Here is a 15,854-nt window from a genome sequence, read left to right on the forward strand (position 1 = left end):
CATCAGATGCGCCCGGCAAGGACTGAATGGCCGCTGGACCTGACCGCCAATTCAATTAGACTTGGGGTTGAAAAGTTTGGGGTCGAAAAGTGGTATGCCCCCTCCAGCTGCCTCCGCGACCGCCTCCGGGCGGTCGTTGCGTGTCGGCAGGCAACCACCCGGCAATGATGACAAGGCAGATTCGATGAAATTCACCGGCACCAAGAACTACGTGGCCACCGACGACCTGAAGATCGCCGTCAACGCGGCGATCGTTCTGGAGCGGCCGCTGCTGGTCAAGGGCGAACCCGGCACCGGCAAGACCGTGCTGGCCGAGGAAGTGGCGAAGGCGCTGGGTGCGCCGCTGCTGACCTGGCACATCAAGTCCACCACCAAGGCGCAGCAGGGCCTCTACGAATACGACGCGGTGTCGCGGCTGCGCGACAGCCAGCTCGGCGATGCCCGCGTCTCCGACATCGGCAACTACATCAAGCGCGGCAAATTGTGGGAGGCCTTCACCCATCCCGAGCGCCCGGTGCTGTTGATCGACGAGATCGACAAGGCCGACATCGAATTCCCCAACGATCTGCTGCTCGAACTCGACCGCATGGAATTCCATGTCTACGAGACCGGCGAGACCATCAAGGCGGTGAAGCGTCCGATCGTGATGATCACCTCGAACAATGAGAAGGAATTGCCCGACGCCTTCCTGCGCCGCTGCTTCTTCCATTACATCAAGTTCCCGGACATCGAGACGATGAACCAGATCGTCGAGGTGCATTTCCCCGGCATCAAGCAGCGCCTGGTGGCGGAAGCGATGCGGATCTTCTTCGAGGTGCGTGAAGTGCCCGGCCTGAAGAAAAAGCCCTCGACCTCCGAACTGCTGGACTGGCTCAAGCTGCTGCTGAACGAGGACATGACGCCGGAAATGCTGCGGGAGCGCGACCCGCGAAAACTGATCCCGCCACTGCACGGCGCGCTGTTGAAGAACGAGCAGGACGTGCATCTGTTCGAGCGGCTGGCGTTTCTCAACCGCCGGGAAGTGTAAGGCTGGTGTTCGGACGTAGGATGGGTTGAGCATCTTCGCGAAACCCATCCCCCTCTGCCGATGGGTTTCGCGAAGGCGCTCAACCCGTCCTACGAGCTGAGGCGGTTTGTTGGTCACGTCTCCTTGCTCGTCATTGCGAGGAGCGAAGCGACGCGGCGATCCACCAGGCCGCGGGGTCAGCAAGACTGGATTGCTTCGTCGCAAGGGCTCCTCGCAATGACGAGGCAAGCCCGGTGGAAATAACGCCGACGGCTTCGAAGAGTTACAGCCACGCCCTCTCGTTCTCGCGGCGCGTGATGCGTCCGAGGTATCAGCGGTCCCCCTCGTCACCACGAGGGGCAGCGGCGCGCCGACAGGCGCGGGGGTGGGGGATAGGGACGCGATCCATCTCACGATGAATCGCGGCGCCTGTCAGCGCGCCACCGCGGTGATTTTGGGTTGGGGGACCGTTCTTCCGGGCCAGCGCGTGACCTCCGAAGAGGACACTCCGGCGGGATTTCGCCCGCCTTTCGCTGTCCGCGTCCAGCCATTCAAGGCAGAGCCCCGTAGTGGGCCCGGACGGTGACCGCCAACCTCCCGGGGCATGCTTGCGAGGCATGCGCGCGGGACACAGCATCCTGCTCCACTCCAAGAGCGCCCTCGAGAAGCGCCCCTCACGAGCAGGACGGGGAGACTATAAGCCTTAATAGGACAATAGTCAATAGATATGGGATGCCCGCGCGACAAACCGGGACTCCGGCTCCGCGGCGCATCACGCCGCAGCGGCGACGCGCTGCGCGGCGCCCGAGGAACAGGTGAGTACGGATGAACAAAGCATTACGGTATACATAAATAGCCTTTTCAAACCGGATTTGAGCAAATAACCTATCGATAATCTGTTTTCAGTATACATACTGAATTCCATTATTGGAGGTTGCCGCGATGACCGCCCCCTTCCCCATGAATGCCTGGTACGCCGCCGCCTGGGATGTGGACATCAAGCACGCGCTGTTTCCGCGCACGATCTGCAACAAGCATGTGGTGATGTACCGCCGCGGCGATGGTGGCATCGCGGCGCTGGAGGATGCCTGCTGGCACCGGCTGGTACCGCTCTCCAAAGGCCGGCTCGACGGCGACACCGTGGTATGCGGCTATCATGGCCTGAAATACAATGCGCAGGGCCGCTGCACCTTTATGCCGTCGCAGGAGACCATTAATCCCTCCGCCTGCGTGCGCGCCTACCCAGTGGTCGAGCGGCATCGCTTCGTCTGGTTATGGATGGGCGATCCGGCGCTGGCCGATCCCGCTTTGGTGCCGGACATGCACTGGAACGATGATCCGCTATGGGCCGGCGACGGCAAGACCATCCACGCCAAATGCGACTGGCGCCTGGTGATCGACAATCTGATGGACCTGACGCACGAGACTTTCGTGCACGGCTCCAGCATCGGCCAGGACGACGTGGCGGAAGCGCCGTTCGACGTCAGCCATGGTGACCGCACCGTCACCGTGACGCGCTGGATGAAGGGCATCGAGGCGCCGCCATTCTGGGCCGCGCAGCTCGGCAAGCCCGGCCCGGTGGATCGCTGGCAGATCATCCATTTCCAGGCGCCCGGCACCGTGTGCATCGACGTCGGGGTCGCGCCCGCCGGCAGCGGCGCGCCGGAAGGCGACCGCTCGCAGGGCGTCAACGGTTTTGTCCTCAACACCATGACGCCGGAGAGCGACACGACGTGCCACTATTTCTGGGCGTTCGTGCGCAACCACCGCATCACCGAGCAGAGGCTCACCACCGAGATTCGCGACGGCGTGTCGGCGATCTTTCGCGAGGACGAAATCATTCTCGAGGCGCAGCAGCGCGCGATGACCGAAAATCCGGATCGGGTGTTCTACAACCTCAACATCGACGCCGGCGCGATGTGGACGCGAAAAGTGATCGACCGCATGGTCGCCAACGAGACCACGCCACAGAGACTGCAGGCGGCGGAGTGAGATCATGAGCGACAGCGACTCCGAACGCTCGGTATCCCAGACCGTGCGCGCGCAACTGGCGCTGCGCGACCTGATCCTGTCCGGCCGGCTGCGCGCCGGCGAACGGATCTCCGAGCTGCAGGCGGTGGAGATCACCGGCGTGTCGCGCACGCCGGTGCGGCTGGCGCTGGTGCGACTGGAGGATGAAGGGCTGTTGCAGGCGATCCCGTCCGGCGGCTTCATGGTGCGGGCGTTTTCCGAGCGCGACATCCTCGATTCCATCGAGCTGCGCGGCACGCTGGAAGGCCTCGCCGTGCGCTTCGCCGCCGAGCGCGGCGTCTCCGCCCGCAGCCTCGAGCCGCTGAAGGAGTGCCTCACCGATCTCGACCAGCTGGTGCGGCAGGACCCGATCACGACGGAGGCGTTTTCCGCCTACGTCACCCTCAATGCACGCTTCCATGCGCTGCTGACCGAATTATCCGGCAGCGCGCCGGTGATCCGGCAGATCGATCGCGCCTCGGTGATGCCGTTTGCGTCCCCCAGCGCCTTCGTGATGGCGCAGTCGGCGCTGCCCGAGGCACACAGCATCCTGCTGATCGGCCAGGAACATCATCGCATCGTGGTCGATGCGATCGAGAATCGCGAGGGCGCGCGCGCCGAGGCGGTCATGCGCGAACACGCCCGCCTCGCGGTGCGCAATCTGCGGCTGGCGCTGCGCAACCGCAGCCATCTCGATCTGCTGCCGGCGCTGGCGCGGCTCACCTCCACCACCGCCGACTGACCGGAGACTAGCGATGCGCTTTGCCGAACACTGGATCGGATGCGTGGTCGAGGCCATGCGCGACATCACGCCTGGCATTCGCGAAATCACCTTGCGGCCGGATGCGCCGCTGGCACCCTACCCGCTCGGCAGCCACATCAATGTCAGCCTGCTGATCGACGGCCGGCCGCGGACGCGATCCTATTCGCTGGTCGGCGAGCGCCAGCCAGAGACGCTGCGCATCGCCGTGCGGCTCGCCCCCGACAGCCGCGGCGGTTCGAAAGCGATGTGGGCGTTGCGGCCCGGCGCGCGGCTGCGGATTTCCAGCCCGTCCTCGCTGGTCGAAATCGACTGGACCCGGCAGCGCTACTGCCTGATCGCCGGTGGCATCGGCATCACCCCGATCACCGGCATCGCTCATGCGTTGCGGCACCGCGACGGCATCGACGTCGAGCTTCACTACGCCATGAAGTCGCGAACGGAGGCCGCCTATCTCGAGGAATTGTCCGATCTGCTGCGGCATCGCCTGATCGTCCATGCCAGCGACGAGGCGGACCGGCTCGACTTCGATGACATTTTCGCCGCCCTGCCGGTCGATGCCATGGCGATTTTATGCGGGCCGATGCGGATGCTGGAGGCGGCGCGTCGCGCCTGGAACGCATCCGGCCGCGCGCCATCCGACCTGCGCTACGAGACCTTCGGCTCCAGCGGATTGTTGCCGACAGCGGAATTTCGCGTGCGGCTGAAGCATTCCGGCGCCGAAATTGTCGTTCCGCAAAATCGTTCGATGCTGGCCGCGCTGAACGACGCCGGCTTCGAAGTGATGTCGGATTGCGAGCGCGGCGAATGCGGCGTCTGCGCCATCGACGTGACGGCGATCGATGGCGAGATCGATCACCGCGACGTGTTTTTCAGCGACCATCAGAAGCAGGCCAACGCAAAAATCTGTCCGTGCGTCTCGCGGGCGATCGGCACGGTGACGGTCGATACGCTGTATCGGCCGGACACCCCCCAGGGCCGGCTCAGCGATCTGCCCGCAATGCCGCCAGCAGCGACGTGACCGACAGCAGCATCACGGCCACGCCATACGCATAGGCGACATTGGCCAATCCGATCGACGGGATCGTCAGGCCCGCGGCGACCGCTGGCAGGCTGAACGCCAGATAGGATTGAACAAAATAGGTCGACAGCAATCCGGCGCGCTGGTCGGGATCGGCCGTGGGCAGCAGGCTGCGCAGCGTTCCGGAAAACGTGGCGCCGAACCCGACGCCTGCAATCATGGTCCCACCGAACAGCACTGCGACCAGCTGTTGCTGGATGCCGACCAGCGACACGGCGACGCCCAGCACCAGCGCGCTGGTGCCGAACACCACCAGCCGCCGGGCTTGCCAGATGCGCAGCGTCGCCACCGCGACCGCGCCGGTCAGCATCAGGGTCGACACCACGACGCCACCGATCCAGGGCGACGCGACATGCATCGTGGTCGCGACCACGGCCGGCATCAGCGACAGATATAAGCCGGCCAGCGCCCAGCAGGCCATATTGGCGGGCGTCAGCCGCAGCAGGACCGGGCGCGACCGACCATGTGGTGGCGCCGATCATCTACCACATCCTCTACGGCGATCGCGACGTGACGCCGGACTATTGCCACGCACTGCTGTCGCGGCTGCGGTCGACGCCGGCACGCTGAATAATTCTGCCCCGGAGCCGGGATGAGCGAAACGACATCCGGCAGGAGCGCCTCCGCACCTGAATGTCCCGGATGTCGCCAACCCGCCCGCGCTTTGCGCGAACGCGTTGGCTCATCCGGGCTACGGCTGGGCCACCCGCGGAGCGACACTTTTTCGTAGGTTGAGTTGGGCTGTTGCGAAACCCAGCAACCTCCGCCGATGGGTTTCGCAACAGCTCACCCCATCCCGCAGGTCACCTGCGATGAACCTTGTCGTCGTTCTTTCATAACGTCGCACTAGACTGCGTGACGATACGGGAGATCACGCCATGCAGGACCAGCTATCCGAACTCGATCTGCTGCAGCAAGCCTACAAGGCCGCCGTCGAACAATGGATCGACGCCATCAGGCAGGAAGAGGCGCTCGCCTCGGTGAATCACACTTTGGCCGAGATCGACCAGTGGGAGTCGGCCAGTTTCCGGGAAGACGAACTTCGCAACAAGGTGAAGGCCGCTAAAACCCTCTATGAAGACGCGCTGCGCCAGAAGTACTTCAACTTCTAGGAGCCGTGAGCCTCTATCGAAGCGGCGAAACGCGTCCCTGATCTCAGCGCGCGCGCTCGGCCAATTGATAGGTCAGGTGCGCTTTCACGGTCGGCCATTCGCCGGGAAGGATGCTGTAGACCACGGTATCGCGCAGCGTGCCGTTCGGGGCGATCTGGTGGTTGCGCAAAATGCCGTCGAACTTGGCGCCAAGCCGCTCGATGGCCTTGCGTGATTGCTGGTTGAAAAAATGCGTGCGGAATTCCACCGCGATGCAGTCCAGCGTCTCGAAGGCGTGACCGAGCAGCAGCAGCTTGCACTGGGTGTTGAGCGCGGTGCGCTGCGCGCGCCTGGCGTACCAGGTCGAGCCGATCTCGACCCGGCGGTTCGCCGCGTCGACATTCATATAGGTGGTCATGCCGGCGATGCGGCCTTCGGCGTCGAACACCGTGAATGGCAGCATGGCGCCGGCGGCCCGCAGCGCCAGCCGGCGGTCGATCTCCGCCGGCATCTTGTCCGCCGTCGGAATGGCGGTGTACCAGATCGCGGAGAGGTCGCCGATGGCCTCGACGAGGCCATCGCGATGGGCGGGAGAGAGCGGTTCGAGCCGGGCATGAGGACCGTCAAGCGTTACAGATTCAAGCCACGGCATCGATCGTCCTTTATTTGTTCAGAAAGTTCAGCGGCAGTCCGCCGCGCGGCCAGTCCATCGCGATCAGCTCGCCCTTGCCGGACAGCGTGATGTACGCGGTCTTAAGCTCGGGGCCGCCGAAGGCGATGTTGGTGGTAACGCGGTCGCCGGTCGGCACTTGTTCAACCAATTTTCCGTCCGGTGCAATCACCGAAATGCAACCGCTGACCAAAGTGGCGACGCAGATATTGCCGGAGGCCTCGACGCCCATCGAATCGAACATCTGGTAGCCGCCGAGCCCCGCGATCGGCCGACCACGCTCGCCGCGATAGATCACATCGGCCGGCTTGACCTCGCCGGGCGCGGTCAGATCATAGGCCCACAGCCGCGCCGTCGGCGTTTCGGCGATATACATAGTCTTCTCGTCCGGCGACAGGCCGATGCCATTGGCCGGCAACACGCCGAACACCTGCTCGGTCAGTTCCGTGGCGCCGGGCTTCATGTAATAGGCGGCGCCGACGTCCATGTCGCGCGCACGGCGCTTGCCGAGATCGCTGAACCACAAGCCGCCCTGGCGGTCGAACACCAGATCGTTCGGCCCCTTCAGCGGATGCTCGCCGCATTTGTCGAACAGCGTCTCGACCTTGCCGGACTCCAGATCGACGCGCTGGATCGAGCCGCCGATATATTCATGCGGCGCGGGGGCGCCCGGCATGATGGTGCCGCGTGACGGCGCCCAGCCGAAACCGCCATTGTTGCAGATGTACATCTTGCCGTCGGGCCCGAGCGCGGCGCCGTTCGGACCACCGGGAATTTTTGCCACCACTTCCTTGCGGCCGTCGGGCCAGATCCGGGTCAGCTGCTGGGCGCGAATCTCGACGACAATGACCGATCCATCGGGCAGCGCCACCGGACCTTCGGGGAAGGCGAGATCGGTGGCGAGGACGCGGATGTTGGGGGTGGACATATCGGACATTCCCTCTGCTTTTTTTGTTGGTCGCACGCACGATCTTTCGCGCGGCCGAACTAAAGCAAACCTGTCCGGCGCTGCCAAGCCACGCAAATGCATGCCACTTGCGTGGAATTTCCATTCGGCTTTAGCTGTCCACAACAAGAACACAAAGCGAGGAAACCCGATGTCGACCGACGTCACGCCAGCGGATGAAGTGCTCTATGCCGTCGCCCACGGCATCGCCACGGTGACGCTGAATCGTCCCGAACGGTTGAACACGATCTCGCGCGAGATGCTCGACCTGCTCGGCCAATCGCTGCTGCGCGCCGACGCCGATTCCGCGGTGCGCGTGGTCATCCTCACGGGACATGGACGGGCGTTCTGCGCCGGGCTCGACATCACCAGCGCGACCAGCGGCACCGGCATTGGCTCGGCCAGCGATGCCGACAGCGTGCGCACGACGCTGGACCTGAAGACCGCGCCGCCGATCATCCTGTTCAACATGGAGAAGCCGACGATCTGCGCGCTCAACGGTGCCGCCGTCGGCTACGGCATGGACATCGCGCTCGGCTGCGACATCCGTATCATGGCGGAGAGTTCGAAATTCGCCGCCGCTTTCGTCAAGCGCGGTGTGGTACCAGAATCCGGCGGCACGTGGTTTTTGCCGCGCATGATCGGCTGGGCCAAGGCCGCCGAGATCATCTTCACCGGCCGGACGCTGTCAGCGCGTGACAGCCTGGCGATGGGCCTCGCCAACGAGGTGGTGCCCGACACCGAATTGATGGCCCGCGCCAACGTGGTGGCCGCCGAGATCGCCGCCAATGCGCCGCTGGCGGTACAGGCCGCCAAGCGGATGATGCGCTCAGGGTTGTCGGAGAGTTTTGGCGACCACGTGCACCATGTCTTCCTGCAGCTTCTTCCGCTGTTTCGTACCGAGGATTTTCGCGAAGGCATGACGTCGTTCCTCGAGAAGCGGCCGGCGGTCTTCAAGGGACGATAGACCCAGCGGCGGATGGTGCGGCGCGATACGATCGCGCGTCACAACGAAGCTTTCCAATCCCCGGGCTTGGTGCATACTCGCCGCATCGAACCGCCCCACAACGCCCGCGCAGACGGGCCGGCGCGGAGATCGAGCAACCGAGGGAGGACAATCACCATGCAGCACTGGAAAGTCTGGCGAACGCTGGCGCTCGCCGGCACCGTCGCGTCATTAACCGCCACCGCGAGTCTGGCGCAGAAGAAATACGACGCCGGCGCGACCGATACCGAGATCAAGATCGGCAATATCATGCCCTATAGCGGTCCCGCGTCGGCCTACGCGGTGATCGGCAAGACCGAGGCGGCCTATTTCCGGATGGTCAATGAGAAGGGCGGCATCAACGGCCGCAAGATCACCTTCATCTCCTATGATGACGGCTACAGCCCGCCAAAGACCGTCGAGCAGGCGCGCAAGCTGGTGGAGAATGACGAAGTTCTCTTCATCATGAACCCGCTCGGCACCCCCGGCAACACCGCCATCCAGAAATACATGAACACCAAGAAGGTGCCGCAGCTGTTCGTCTCGACCGGCGCGGCGAAATGGGCCGACCCGAAGAATTTTCCGTGGACGATGGGCTGGCAGCCAAGCTACCAGGCCGAAGCGCGGATCTATGCGCAATACATCATGAAGAACTATCCCGGCAAAAAGGTCGGTGTGCTCTATGCCAATGATGATTTCGGCAAGGATTATCTGATCGGCCTGCACGAAGGCTTTGGCGACAAGTCCAAGGATTACCTTGTCAGCGAAGTATCCTACGAGACCAGCTCGCCGACGGTGGATTCGCAGATCGTGCAGATCAAGGCTTCCAACCCCGACATCTTCATCAATATTTCCACGCCGAAATTCGCCGCGCAGGCGATCAAGAAGATCGGCGAGATGGGATGGAAGCCGATCCATATCCTCACCAACGTGTCGGCGTCGGTCGGCGCGGTGATGAGGCCAGCGGGATATGGCAATTCCCAGGACGTGCTCAGCGCCGCCTACATCAAGGATCCCAAGGATCCGACCTGGAAGAACGATCCCGGCATGCTGGAATGGAGCGCCTTCATGGATAAATACTTTTCAGAAGGCGACAAGGAGGATAGCGGGACCGTATTCGGCTACGGCGTGTCGCAGGGCATCGTCCAGGTGCTGAAGCAATGCGGCGACGACCTCACGCGCGAGAACATCATGCGGCAGGCCGCCAATCTGAATATGGAAATCGGTATCTATTTGCCGGGCACCCGGATCCGGACCAGCCCGACCGATTTCAGCCCGCTCGAGCAACTGCAGATGATGCGCTTCAAGGGCGAGAGCTGGGAGCTGTTCGGACCGCTGATGTCCGGCGGGAAGGAATCATAATCGTCGCAACGCGCGCCATCTTCCCCTCTGCCGCAAGGGCAGAGGGGACGTTCGCGTATTACTGGCTCACCCTCCGTCTTGCTGGCACCCTGCCCGCAATCATGCTTACTGGTCCTCGACAGCCCTGACGGTTCGCAGCAGATGGACCGCAGGCGATCAACGTCAGAGGAAACGATGCCCAACAAGATGTCCAAAGCGTCCATGCTCGCTTGTGCCGCCATGCTGGTCGGCATGCTCTGCCATCCCGCGCAGGCACAGAAGAAATACGATCCCGGCGCATCCGACAGCGAGATCAAGATCGGCAACATCATGCCGTATAGCGGCCCGGCGTCGTCCTATGCCTCGATCGGAAAATCCGAGGCCGCCTATTTCAGGATGATCAACGAGCAAGGCGGCATCAATGGCCGCAACATCAATTTCATCTCCTATGATGACGGCTACAGCCCGCCGAAGACCGTCGAGCAGGCGCGAAAACTGGTCGAGAGCGACGAGGTGCTGCTGATCTTCAATCCGCTGGGCACCGCGACCAATTCCGCGATCCAGAAATACATGAACAACAAGAAGGTCTCGCAGCTGTTCGTGTCGTCCGGCGCGTCGAAATGGGCCGACCCGAAGAACTTTCCGTGGACCATGGGCTGGTCGCCCAGCTACCAGAACGAGGGCCGGATCTGGGCGGCGTGGATCCTCAAGAACCATCCGGACGCCAAGATCGGCGTCATGTTCCAGAACGACGACATGGGCAAGGATTACCTCGCCGGCGTACGCGGCGGCCTTGGCGACAAGGCCAACACGATGATCGTGGTGCAAACCAGTTTCGAAACCAGTTCGCCGACGGTGGATTCCCAGATCGTGCAGATCAGGGCCGCCAATCCCGAGATCTTCCTGAATATCGGCTCGCCCAAATTCGCCGCCCAGGCGATCAAGAAGGCCGGTGAACTCGGCTGGAGACCGATCCAGTTGCTGGTCAACGTCTCGCAGTCGGTGGCGTCGGTGATCCGGCCGGCCGGCTTCGACAACGCGCAGGGCGTGATCAGCGCCGGTTACATGAAGGACCCCACCGACCCGCAATGGAAAGACGATCCGACCATCAAGGAATGGAGCGCGTTCATGGACAAATATTATCCGGACGGCGACAAGAGCGACATCTACACGCTCTATGGGTTCGGCGTCGCCCGCACCCTTGCGCATGTGCTGAAGCAGTCCGGCGACAATCTCACCCGCGAGAACGTCATGAAGCAGGCCACCTCGCTCGATTATGAGGTCGGCATCTTCCTGCCCGGCACGCGCGTCAAGACCAGCGCCACCGATTACAGCCCGCTGCAGCAATTGCAGATGATGCGCTTCAAGGGCGAGCGCTGGGAATTGTTCGGGCCAGTGCTGAACAGCGAATAAAACGCCCGCGCCGCGTTTCCCTCTCCCCCAGGCAGCGAAGCTGCGCAGGCGGGAGAGGGGAAGATAATTGCCCTACTTCGCGCCTCCCTTCGCCGGTGCCGGTACCGAACCGGGCAGCACCGGGGCGATCTTCTTTTGCGCCGCCTGCAAATCATCCACGGTCTTCAGCAGGCCGGCCAGCGACGTCTTCAGCGCCTCGATCTGCCGATTGGCGGCGTCGAGCTTTTGCTGGCTGCTCAGGCTGAGCTTGCCGATGGTCTGCTGCAGGAAATTGACATTACTCTGCAGGCAGCTGGTGCGCCGTTCCATGGTCTTTTCGACGGTGCAGATCTCTATCCCCGGCACATCCTGCGCCATTGCCGGCGAGCCGCCCATCACCGTCAGTAGCGTTATCGCCAGGACCCGGCCGCGCATCGATACCTCGTTATTGGTGAATATCGGAGACAGCCAGAACGCCAGACGACGCCGCTGTCAACAGTCGCCGAGGGGAACTATTATCACCGAGGGCGGTTATGGCTTTTGGAGTACGCCCATATGGCAACACGCGAACGACGATTGGCCGAGTTTAACGGCCAGGGCGAACCTACACCGCAGCAGGCGGTGCAGGTGCTGTGCGAGGATCACAGCGGTACCTACCAGCTTCCGTTTCCCTGCAACTTCATTGATGGCACCTGGCGCAACGCGGAATCCGGCAGCGAGGTGGCGGCCAATGTGGTGGGCTGGCGTCTGCCGCGGTTCAGTTAGGCGACGCCACACGCATCCACTGCGTCAAATCGCGACGCGGTCGGGCGCCGCGTTAAGGTTTGGAACGCGCGCGGAACAAATCGCGCCCGAATCGGCGATTCTGATTCGCACGAACCGGCCTAGCGCCACATCTGGAAGCCGGACGGCCAACCCGAACCAGATGCAGGACAACAACATCAATGAATGGGATCATCGGCCGAGGCGCGTTAACGTTTGGCGGCTCCACGCGCCGTTTTCTCTAAATCAGCGCGGACCGTGGCGGCGGCTGCCAGGTCGCATCGAGGCCCCCCCCTGCGGGCGGCCGGCGGGATTTTACGCGTATAGATACCCGACCGGCTTGCCCTCGGTACGCAGCGGGCGAACATCCGTCTGGGTGATGATCCTGGCCGCCAGCCCATCAATCTCGTCACGCTGTGTCGGCGTCCAGCTGCGCAGCTGCTCCATGCCCTTGAGCAGACCGAGCCGGAGCACCTGGGTGTTTTCGCCAATTCCGACCAGGGTGGTCGAGGTCTTGCCCGCCGTGACAACATCGCCAGCCGCGAGTTGAAAGCTCTTGCCCGCGCTGTCCGTAAACTCCGCGGTACCACGGATCACGCGATAGATGACCACCTCGCCTTTGGCGAACGAAGCCGCATCAACCGCCGCCGTCCCCTTCGGCAGCAGCGAGTGACCGCGCGGGTCGGTGGCGATGATATGGCCGGTGACCAGATGGCCGCTCGGGATCTCGATGCCGATATCCCGCACATAGACCGGCGAGGCCGACTGGATGAGACCGCCGGCCAGCGGCCTGAACAGCGCCTCCAGCGCCAGCGGATCCTGCAGCCAGAACCCCGCATCCGCCGGGCGATCATGCAGCGAATGGGTCCAGGCGACGCGCGGCGTTTCGGCCTCGTCGATCTGCTCGGGACCGACGATGGTCGGGTTCGGGAAGGTGGTCGGATCGGTCACGAAGGCTTCCAGAAACTTGCCCGAATAGCCCATCGACATCGCATCCGGCACCACCGTCTGCGGCGTCTTGAGATTTTCCCCGGTGGGCAGACCCGACCAGGTGTAAAATAATTGGCGATGCACGATCGCGCTTTGCAGCATCACCGCGCCGGGGCCGACATTGTAGAAGCGGCCATCATAATCGAAGGTGAACATGCCCGAGGTGACCAGCACGAGCTGGAAGCCACCCGGCGGCAAATGAAGGTGGAAGTCGGTCGGACCGGTATCCTCGCGATAGATCGGCAGATTGGTTGCCACCTCGTGCAGGAGGAAGGTTTCGTTGTTGGCGTGAAATCCTTCACTGGCCCGATTATACAGCGCCTGCGGGCGATAGGTCGCTTCATAGGTCGCGTCACGGTCGCGATCGATGGCAATGAAATCCTGATGGTTGAGGCGGAGTGGGGCGCCGTTCGGGCGGGTCAGACCGGACCGTTTCAGATCGACCGTGGCATGCACATTCATGGCATCCTCCAATCCAAGCGGGGCGCTCGGCGCAGTTGCTTCTGCAATGCACCATGCGAATTTCACGCCAGCCGCGTCGGACGCCGCTTGATACCAAAGTCTCGGAATTAACGCAGTTTTTGGCGACGGGTAGATAACAGCGGTCGCTACTCATGACCGACATTGGGTAGGAGTTGAGCAGTGGCTGCTCGTTTCCTGAGCCGAACCGGTCGCGGGGTTGGATGTGTACTAACAAATCCAACTTCCGCGATCCGCAGATTCCAGACTTGCCGATTTCGCGTGGCTAGCCCTCAGTACTCCACTTCGAGTTCTTCGATATCCTCGTGTTCTTCCTGGGCCGCGGCGATCCATTCCTGCATTTCCGGCAGCGCCATCACCATGGCGGCGTAGGCGGCGAGCTGATGGTCGAGTTTCACATCATAGGTCATGAAGCGCGTCACCACCGGCGCGTACATCGCATCGGCTATGCTGCGCTGGCCGAACAGGAACGGCCCGCCGGATCTGGTCAGGCATTCACGCCAGATCGTACAGATGCGATCAATGTCCGACTGCGCCCGCGACCAGACCTTGAAATTCGGGAAATGCCCCTTGATGTTGACGGGCAACGACGCCCGCAACGTCGTGAATCCGGAGTGGATTTCACCGGATATCGAGCGGCAATGCGCGCGCAGGACCCGGTCCGATGGCAGCAGCCCCGCTTCCGGCATCACCTCATTGAGATACTCGCCGATGGCCAGCGTATCCCAGACTACCGTGCCCTCGTGGCGCAGACAGGGCACCAGGATCGATGACGACAGCAACAGGATTTCCGCCTTGGCGGAAGCGTCGTCTGGCGAGGTAATGATCTCGTCAAACTCCAGTCCGGAGAATTTGGTCAGCAGCCAACCCCGCAGCGACCACGACGAATAGTTCTTGCTGCTCAGTGTCAGTGTTGCCTTCGCCACGGCTTTCTCCCCTACGCCCGACCCGAAACGCCACACGGCTATCGACGGCCGGTTGTCGATGACTGCTCATTGCCTGCGCTGTAGTTAACTTATTCAGCAAACCATGTGCCAGTTTGAAGTGCTCGTTTCGCAGATCATTTGACTCTGGCGTGGCTTCGATATTGCATGATGCAACGCAGGGAAGAACGCATGATGTCGATGATGTATCAGGCCTACCAGAACCATATGGACCTGACGGCGCCTTGGCGCAGCGGAGCGGCCTCTGCTCTGAAATACCTTAACATGGTGCCGGCCGGCACGTCCGCGAAGATGTTTGGCCGACTGGCATCCGCGCTAGAGCTGATCTCGCGGACGGCGCTGACCTACAAGCGGCCCGAATTCGCCATTGGCAAGGTGATGGTCGGCAACAGCGACATGAACATTACCGAAGAGGTGGTATTCTCGACCCCGTTCGGTTCGCTGCTGCACTTCAAGAAGGAGAATTCACCGCCGCAGCCGAAGATGCTGCTGGTCGCGCCGATGTCGGGCCATTTTGCGACGCTGCTGCGCGGCACCGTGAAGACGCTGCTGCAGGATCACGACGTCTATATCACCGACTGGCACAATCCGCGGGACATCCCGCTCGACCAGGGCAAATTCGGCCTCGACGAATATACCGAGCACCTCATCACCTTCATGAACGAGCTCGGGCCGCGCGCGCACATGGTGGCGATTTGCCAACCCTCGGTCTCCGCGCTCGCCGCCGCCGCCATCATGTCGGAAGACGAGCACCCGGCACGGCCGGCCAGCCTCACCCTGATGGCCGGCCCGATCGATACAAGGATCCAGCCGACCAAGGTTAATGACTTCGCCAAGAGCAAGCCGCTCAAATGGTTCGAGGAAAACCTCATCAATTACGTACCGTTCCAGTGCAAGGGCGCGTTTCGACAGGTCTATCCCGGCTTCATCCAGCTCACCGCCTTCGTCTCGATGAACCTTGAACGCCACATCAAGTCACACGTCGATCTCGCCGACCATCTGGCCAAGGGCGAGACCGAGAAGGCTGATGTCATCAAGACCTTCTACGACGAATACTTCGCCGTGATGGACCTGCCCGCGGAGTTCTACATCGAGACCATTCGCGACGTGTTCCAGGAGCATCTGCTGCCGCGGGGCAAGCTGACCTATCAGGGCCGCCCGGTAAATCCGGGATCGATCAAGCGCATGGGCCTGATGACGGTAGAGGGCGAGAAGGACGACATCTGTTCGATCGGCCAGACGCTGGCCGCGCAGGATCTGTGCACAGGAGTGCGTGCATACCGTAAGGTGCATCACATGCAGGCCGGCGTCGGCCATTATGGCGTGTTCAGCGGACGGCGGTGGAACAACGAGATCTATCCGTTGCTGCGCGACTTCGTCCATGTCAACTCATAGC

General features: G+C 62.5%; 16 protein-coding genes. 10 read left to right on the forward strand and 6 right to left on the reverse strand.

The features are described 5' to 3' along the window. Window positions 1-184: 184 nt before the first annotated feature. The 4 genes from Q0S16_RS03435 to Q0S16_RS03450 all read left to right on the forward strand — a co-directional run bounded on the left by Q0S16_RS03435 (window position 185) and on the right by Q0S16_RS03450 (window position 4,797). A complete protein-coding gene (locus tag Q0S16_RS03435) occupies window positions 185-1,027 on the forward strand; it encodes a MoxR family ATPase (protein WP_295845081.1) in 843 nt (280 codons plus the stop codon). Window positions 1,028-1,948: 921 nt separating this feature from the next. Continuing rightward, a complete protein-coding gene (locus tag Q0S16_RS03440) occupies window positions 1,949-2,998 on the forward strand; it encodes an aromatic ring-hydroxylating dioxygenase subunit alpha (RefSeq protein WP_295845082.1) in 1,050 nt (349 codons plus the stop codon). A gap of 4 nt (window positions 2,999-3,002) precedes the next feature. Beyond that, on the forward strand, window positions 3,003-3,758 hold the full coding sequence (locus Q0S16_RS03445; protein WP_295845083.1) for a GntR family transcriptional regulator: 756 nt from the start codon (window positions 3,003-3,005) through the stop codon (window positions 3,756-3,758). 13 nt (window positions 3,759-3,771) lie between these two features. Beyond that, window positions 3,772-4,797 (forward strand): PDR/VanB family oxidoreductase, encoded by a 1,026-nt coding sequence (locus tag Q0S16_RS03450; RefSeq protein WP_295845085.1) that lies wholly within the window; start codon window positions 3,772-3,774, stop codon window positions 4,795-4,797. On the opposite strand, the gene Q0S16_RS03455 is transcribed toward Q0S16_RS03450, so the two are convergent. Further along, on the reverse strand, window positions 4,760-5,278 hold the full coding sequence (locus Q0S16_RS03455; RefSeq protein ID WP_295845087.1) for a hypothetical protein: 519 nt from the start codon (window positions 5,276-5,278) through the stop codon (window positions 4,760-4,762). The genes Q0S16_RS03450 and Q0S16_RS03455 overlap by 38 nt on opposite strands. A gap of 457 nt (window positions 5,279-5,735) precedes the next feature. Here Q0S16_RS03455 and Q0S16_RS03460 point away from each other — a divergent pair, with 457 nt between their 5' ends. After that, window positions 5,736-5,969: a hypothetical protein gene (locus tag Q0S16_RS03460; protein ID WP_295845090.1), complete on the forward strand. Its 234-nt coding sequence runs from the start codon at window positions 5,736-5,738 to the stop codon at window positions 5,967-5,969. A gap of 43 nt (window positions 5,970-6,012) precedes the next feature. Here the strand turns inward: Q0S16_RS03460 and Q0S16_RS03465 are convergent, their stop codons facing one another. Further along, a complete protein-coding gene (locus Q0S16_RS03465) occupies window positions 6,013-6,600 on the reverse strand; it encodes a GNAT family protein (protein WP_295845092.1) in 588 nt (195 codons plus the stop codon). Between the two features lie 10 nt (window positions 6,601-6,610). Further along, window positions 6,611-7,555 carry an SMP-30/gluconolactonase/LRE family protein gene (locus Q0S16_RS03470; protein WP_295845094.1) on the reverse strand — a complete coding sequence of 315 codons (945 nt, stop codon included), beginning with the start codon at window positions 7,553-7,555 and terminating at the stop codon, window positions 6,611-6,613. A gap of 160 nt (window positions 7,556-7,715) precedes the next feature. On the opposite strand from Q0S16_RS03470, the gene Q0S16_RS03475 reads away from it, so the two are divergent. The 3 genes from Q0S16_RS03475 to Q0S16_RS03485 all read left to right on the forward strand — a co-directional run bounded on the left by Q0S16_RS03475 (window position 7,716) and on the right by Q0S16_RS03485 (window position 11,303). Beyond that, window positions 7,716-8,531 (forward strand): enoyl-CoA hydratase-related protein, encoded by an 816-nt coding sequence (locus Q0S16_RS03475; RefSeq protein WP_295845097.1) that lies wholly within the window; start codon window positions 7,716-7,718, stop codon window positions 8,529-8,531. Between the two features lie 156 nt (window positions 8,532-8,687). Then, a complete protein-coding gene (locus tag Q0S16_RS03480) occupies window positions 8,688-9,911 on the forward strand; it encodes an ABC transporter substrate-binding protein (RefSeq protein ID WP_295845100.1) in 1,224 nt (407 codons plus the stop codon). A gap of 201 nt (window positions 9,912-10,112) precedes the next feature. Then, window positions 10,113-11,303, forward strand: coding sequence for an ABC transporter substrate-binding protein (locus tag Q0S16_RS03485; RefSeq protein WP_295845115.1), 1,191 nt, complete (start codon window positions 10,113-10,115; stop codon window positions 11,301-11,303). 72 nt (window positions 11,304-11,375) lie between these two features. On the opposite strand, the gene Q0S16_RS03490 is transcribed toward Q0S16_RS03485, so the two are convergent. After that, on the reverse strand, window positions 11,376-11,717 hold the full coding sequence (locus tag Q0S16_RS03490; protein ID WP_295845103.1) for a hypothetical protein: 342 nt from the start codon (window positions 11,715-11,717) through the stop codon (window positions 11,376-11,378). Between the two features lie 120 nt (window positions 11,718-11,837). Between Q0S16_RS03490 and Q0S16_RS03495 the strand changes: the two genes are divergently transcribed. Then, window positions 11,838-12,047, forward strand: a complete 210-nt coding sequence (locus Q0S16_RS03495; RefSeq protein WP_295845106.1) for a hypothetical protein — start codon at window positions 11,838-11,840, stop codon at window positions 12,045-12,047. Window positions 12,048-12,359: 312 nt separating this feature from the next. On the opposite strand, the gene Q0S16_RS03500 is transcribed toward Q0S16_RS03495, so the two are convergent. Together Q0S16_RS03500 and Q0S16_RS03505 are read right to left on the reverse strand one after the other, a co-directional pair. Further along, the gene (locus tag Q0S16_RS03500) at window positions 12,360-13,496 is read right to left on the reverse strand and encodes a hypothetical protein (RefSeq protein WP_295845109.1); all 1,137 of its coding nucleotides are present in this window, start codon (window positions 13,494-13,496) and stop codon (window positions 12,360-12,362) included. A gap of 290 nt (window positions 13,497-13,786) precedes the next feature. After that, window positions 13,787-14,440: a glutathione S-transferase family protein gene (locus Q0S16_RS03505; protein ID WP_295845110.1), complete on the reverse strand. Its 654-nt coding sequence runs from the start codon at window positions 14,438-14,440 to the stop codon at window positions 13,787-13,789. Window positions 14,441-14,629: 189 nt separating this feature from the next. Between Q0S16_RS03505 and phaZ the strand changes: the two genes are divergently transcribed. Beyond that, window positions 14,630-15,853 carry a polyhydroxyalkanoate depolymerase gene (gene phaZ, locus Q0S16_RS03510; RefSeq protein ID WP_295845112.1) on the forward strand — a complete coding sequence of 408 codons (1,224 nt, stop codon included), beginning with the start codon at window positions 14,630-14,632 and terminating at the stop codon, window positions 15,851-15,853. Window position 15,854: the final 1 nt, after the last annotated feature.

The sequence above is a fragment of the Tardiphaga sp. genome (assembly GCF_025356345.1).
GTDB lineage: Bacteria > Pseudomonadota > Alphaproteobacteria > Rhizobiales > Xanthobacteraceae > Tardiphaga.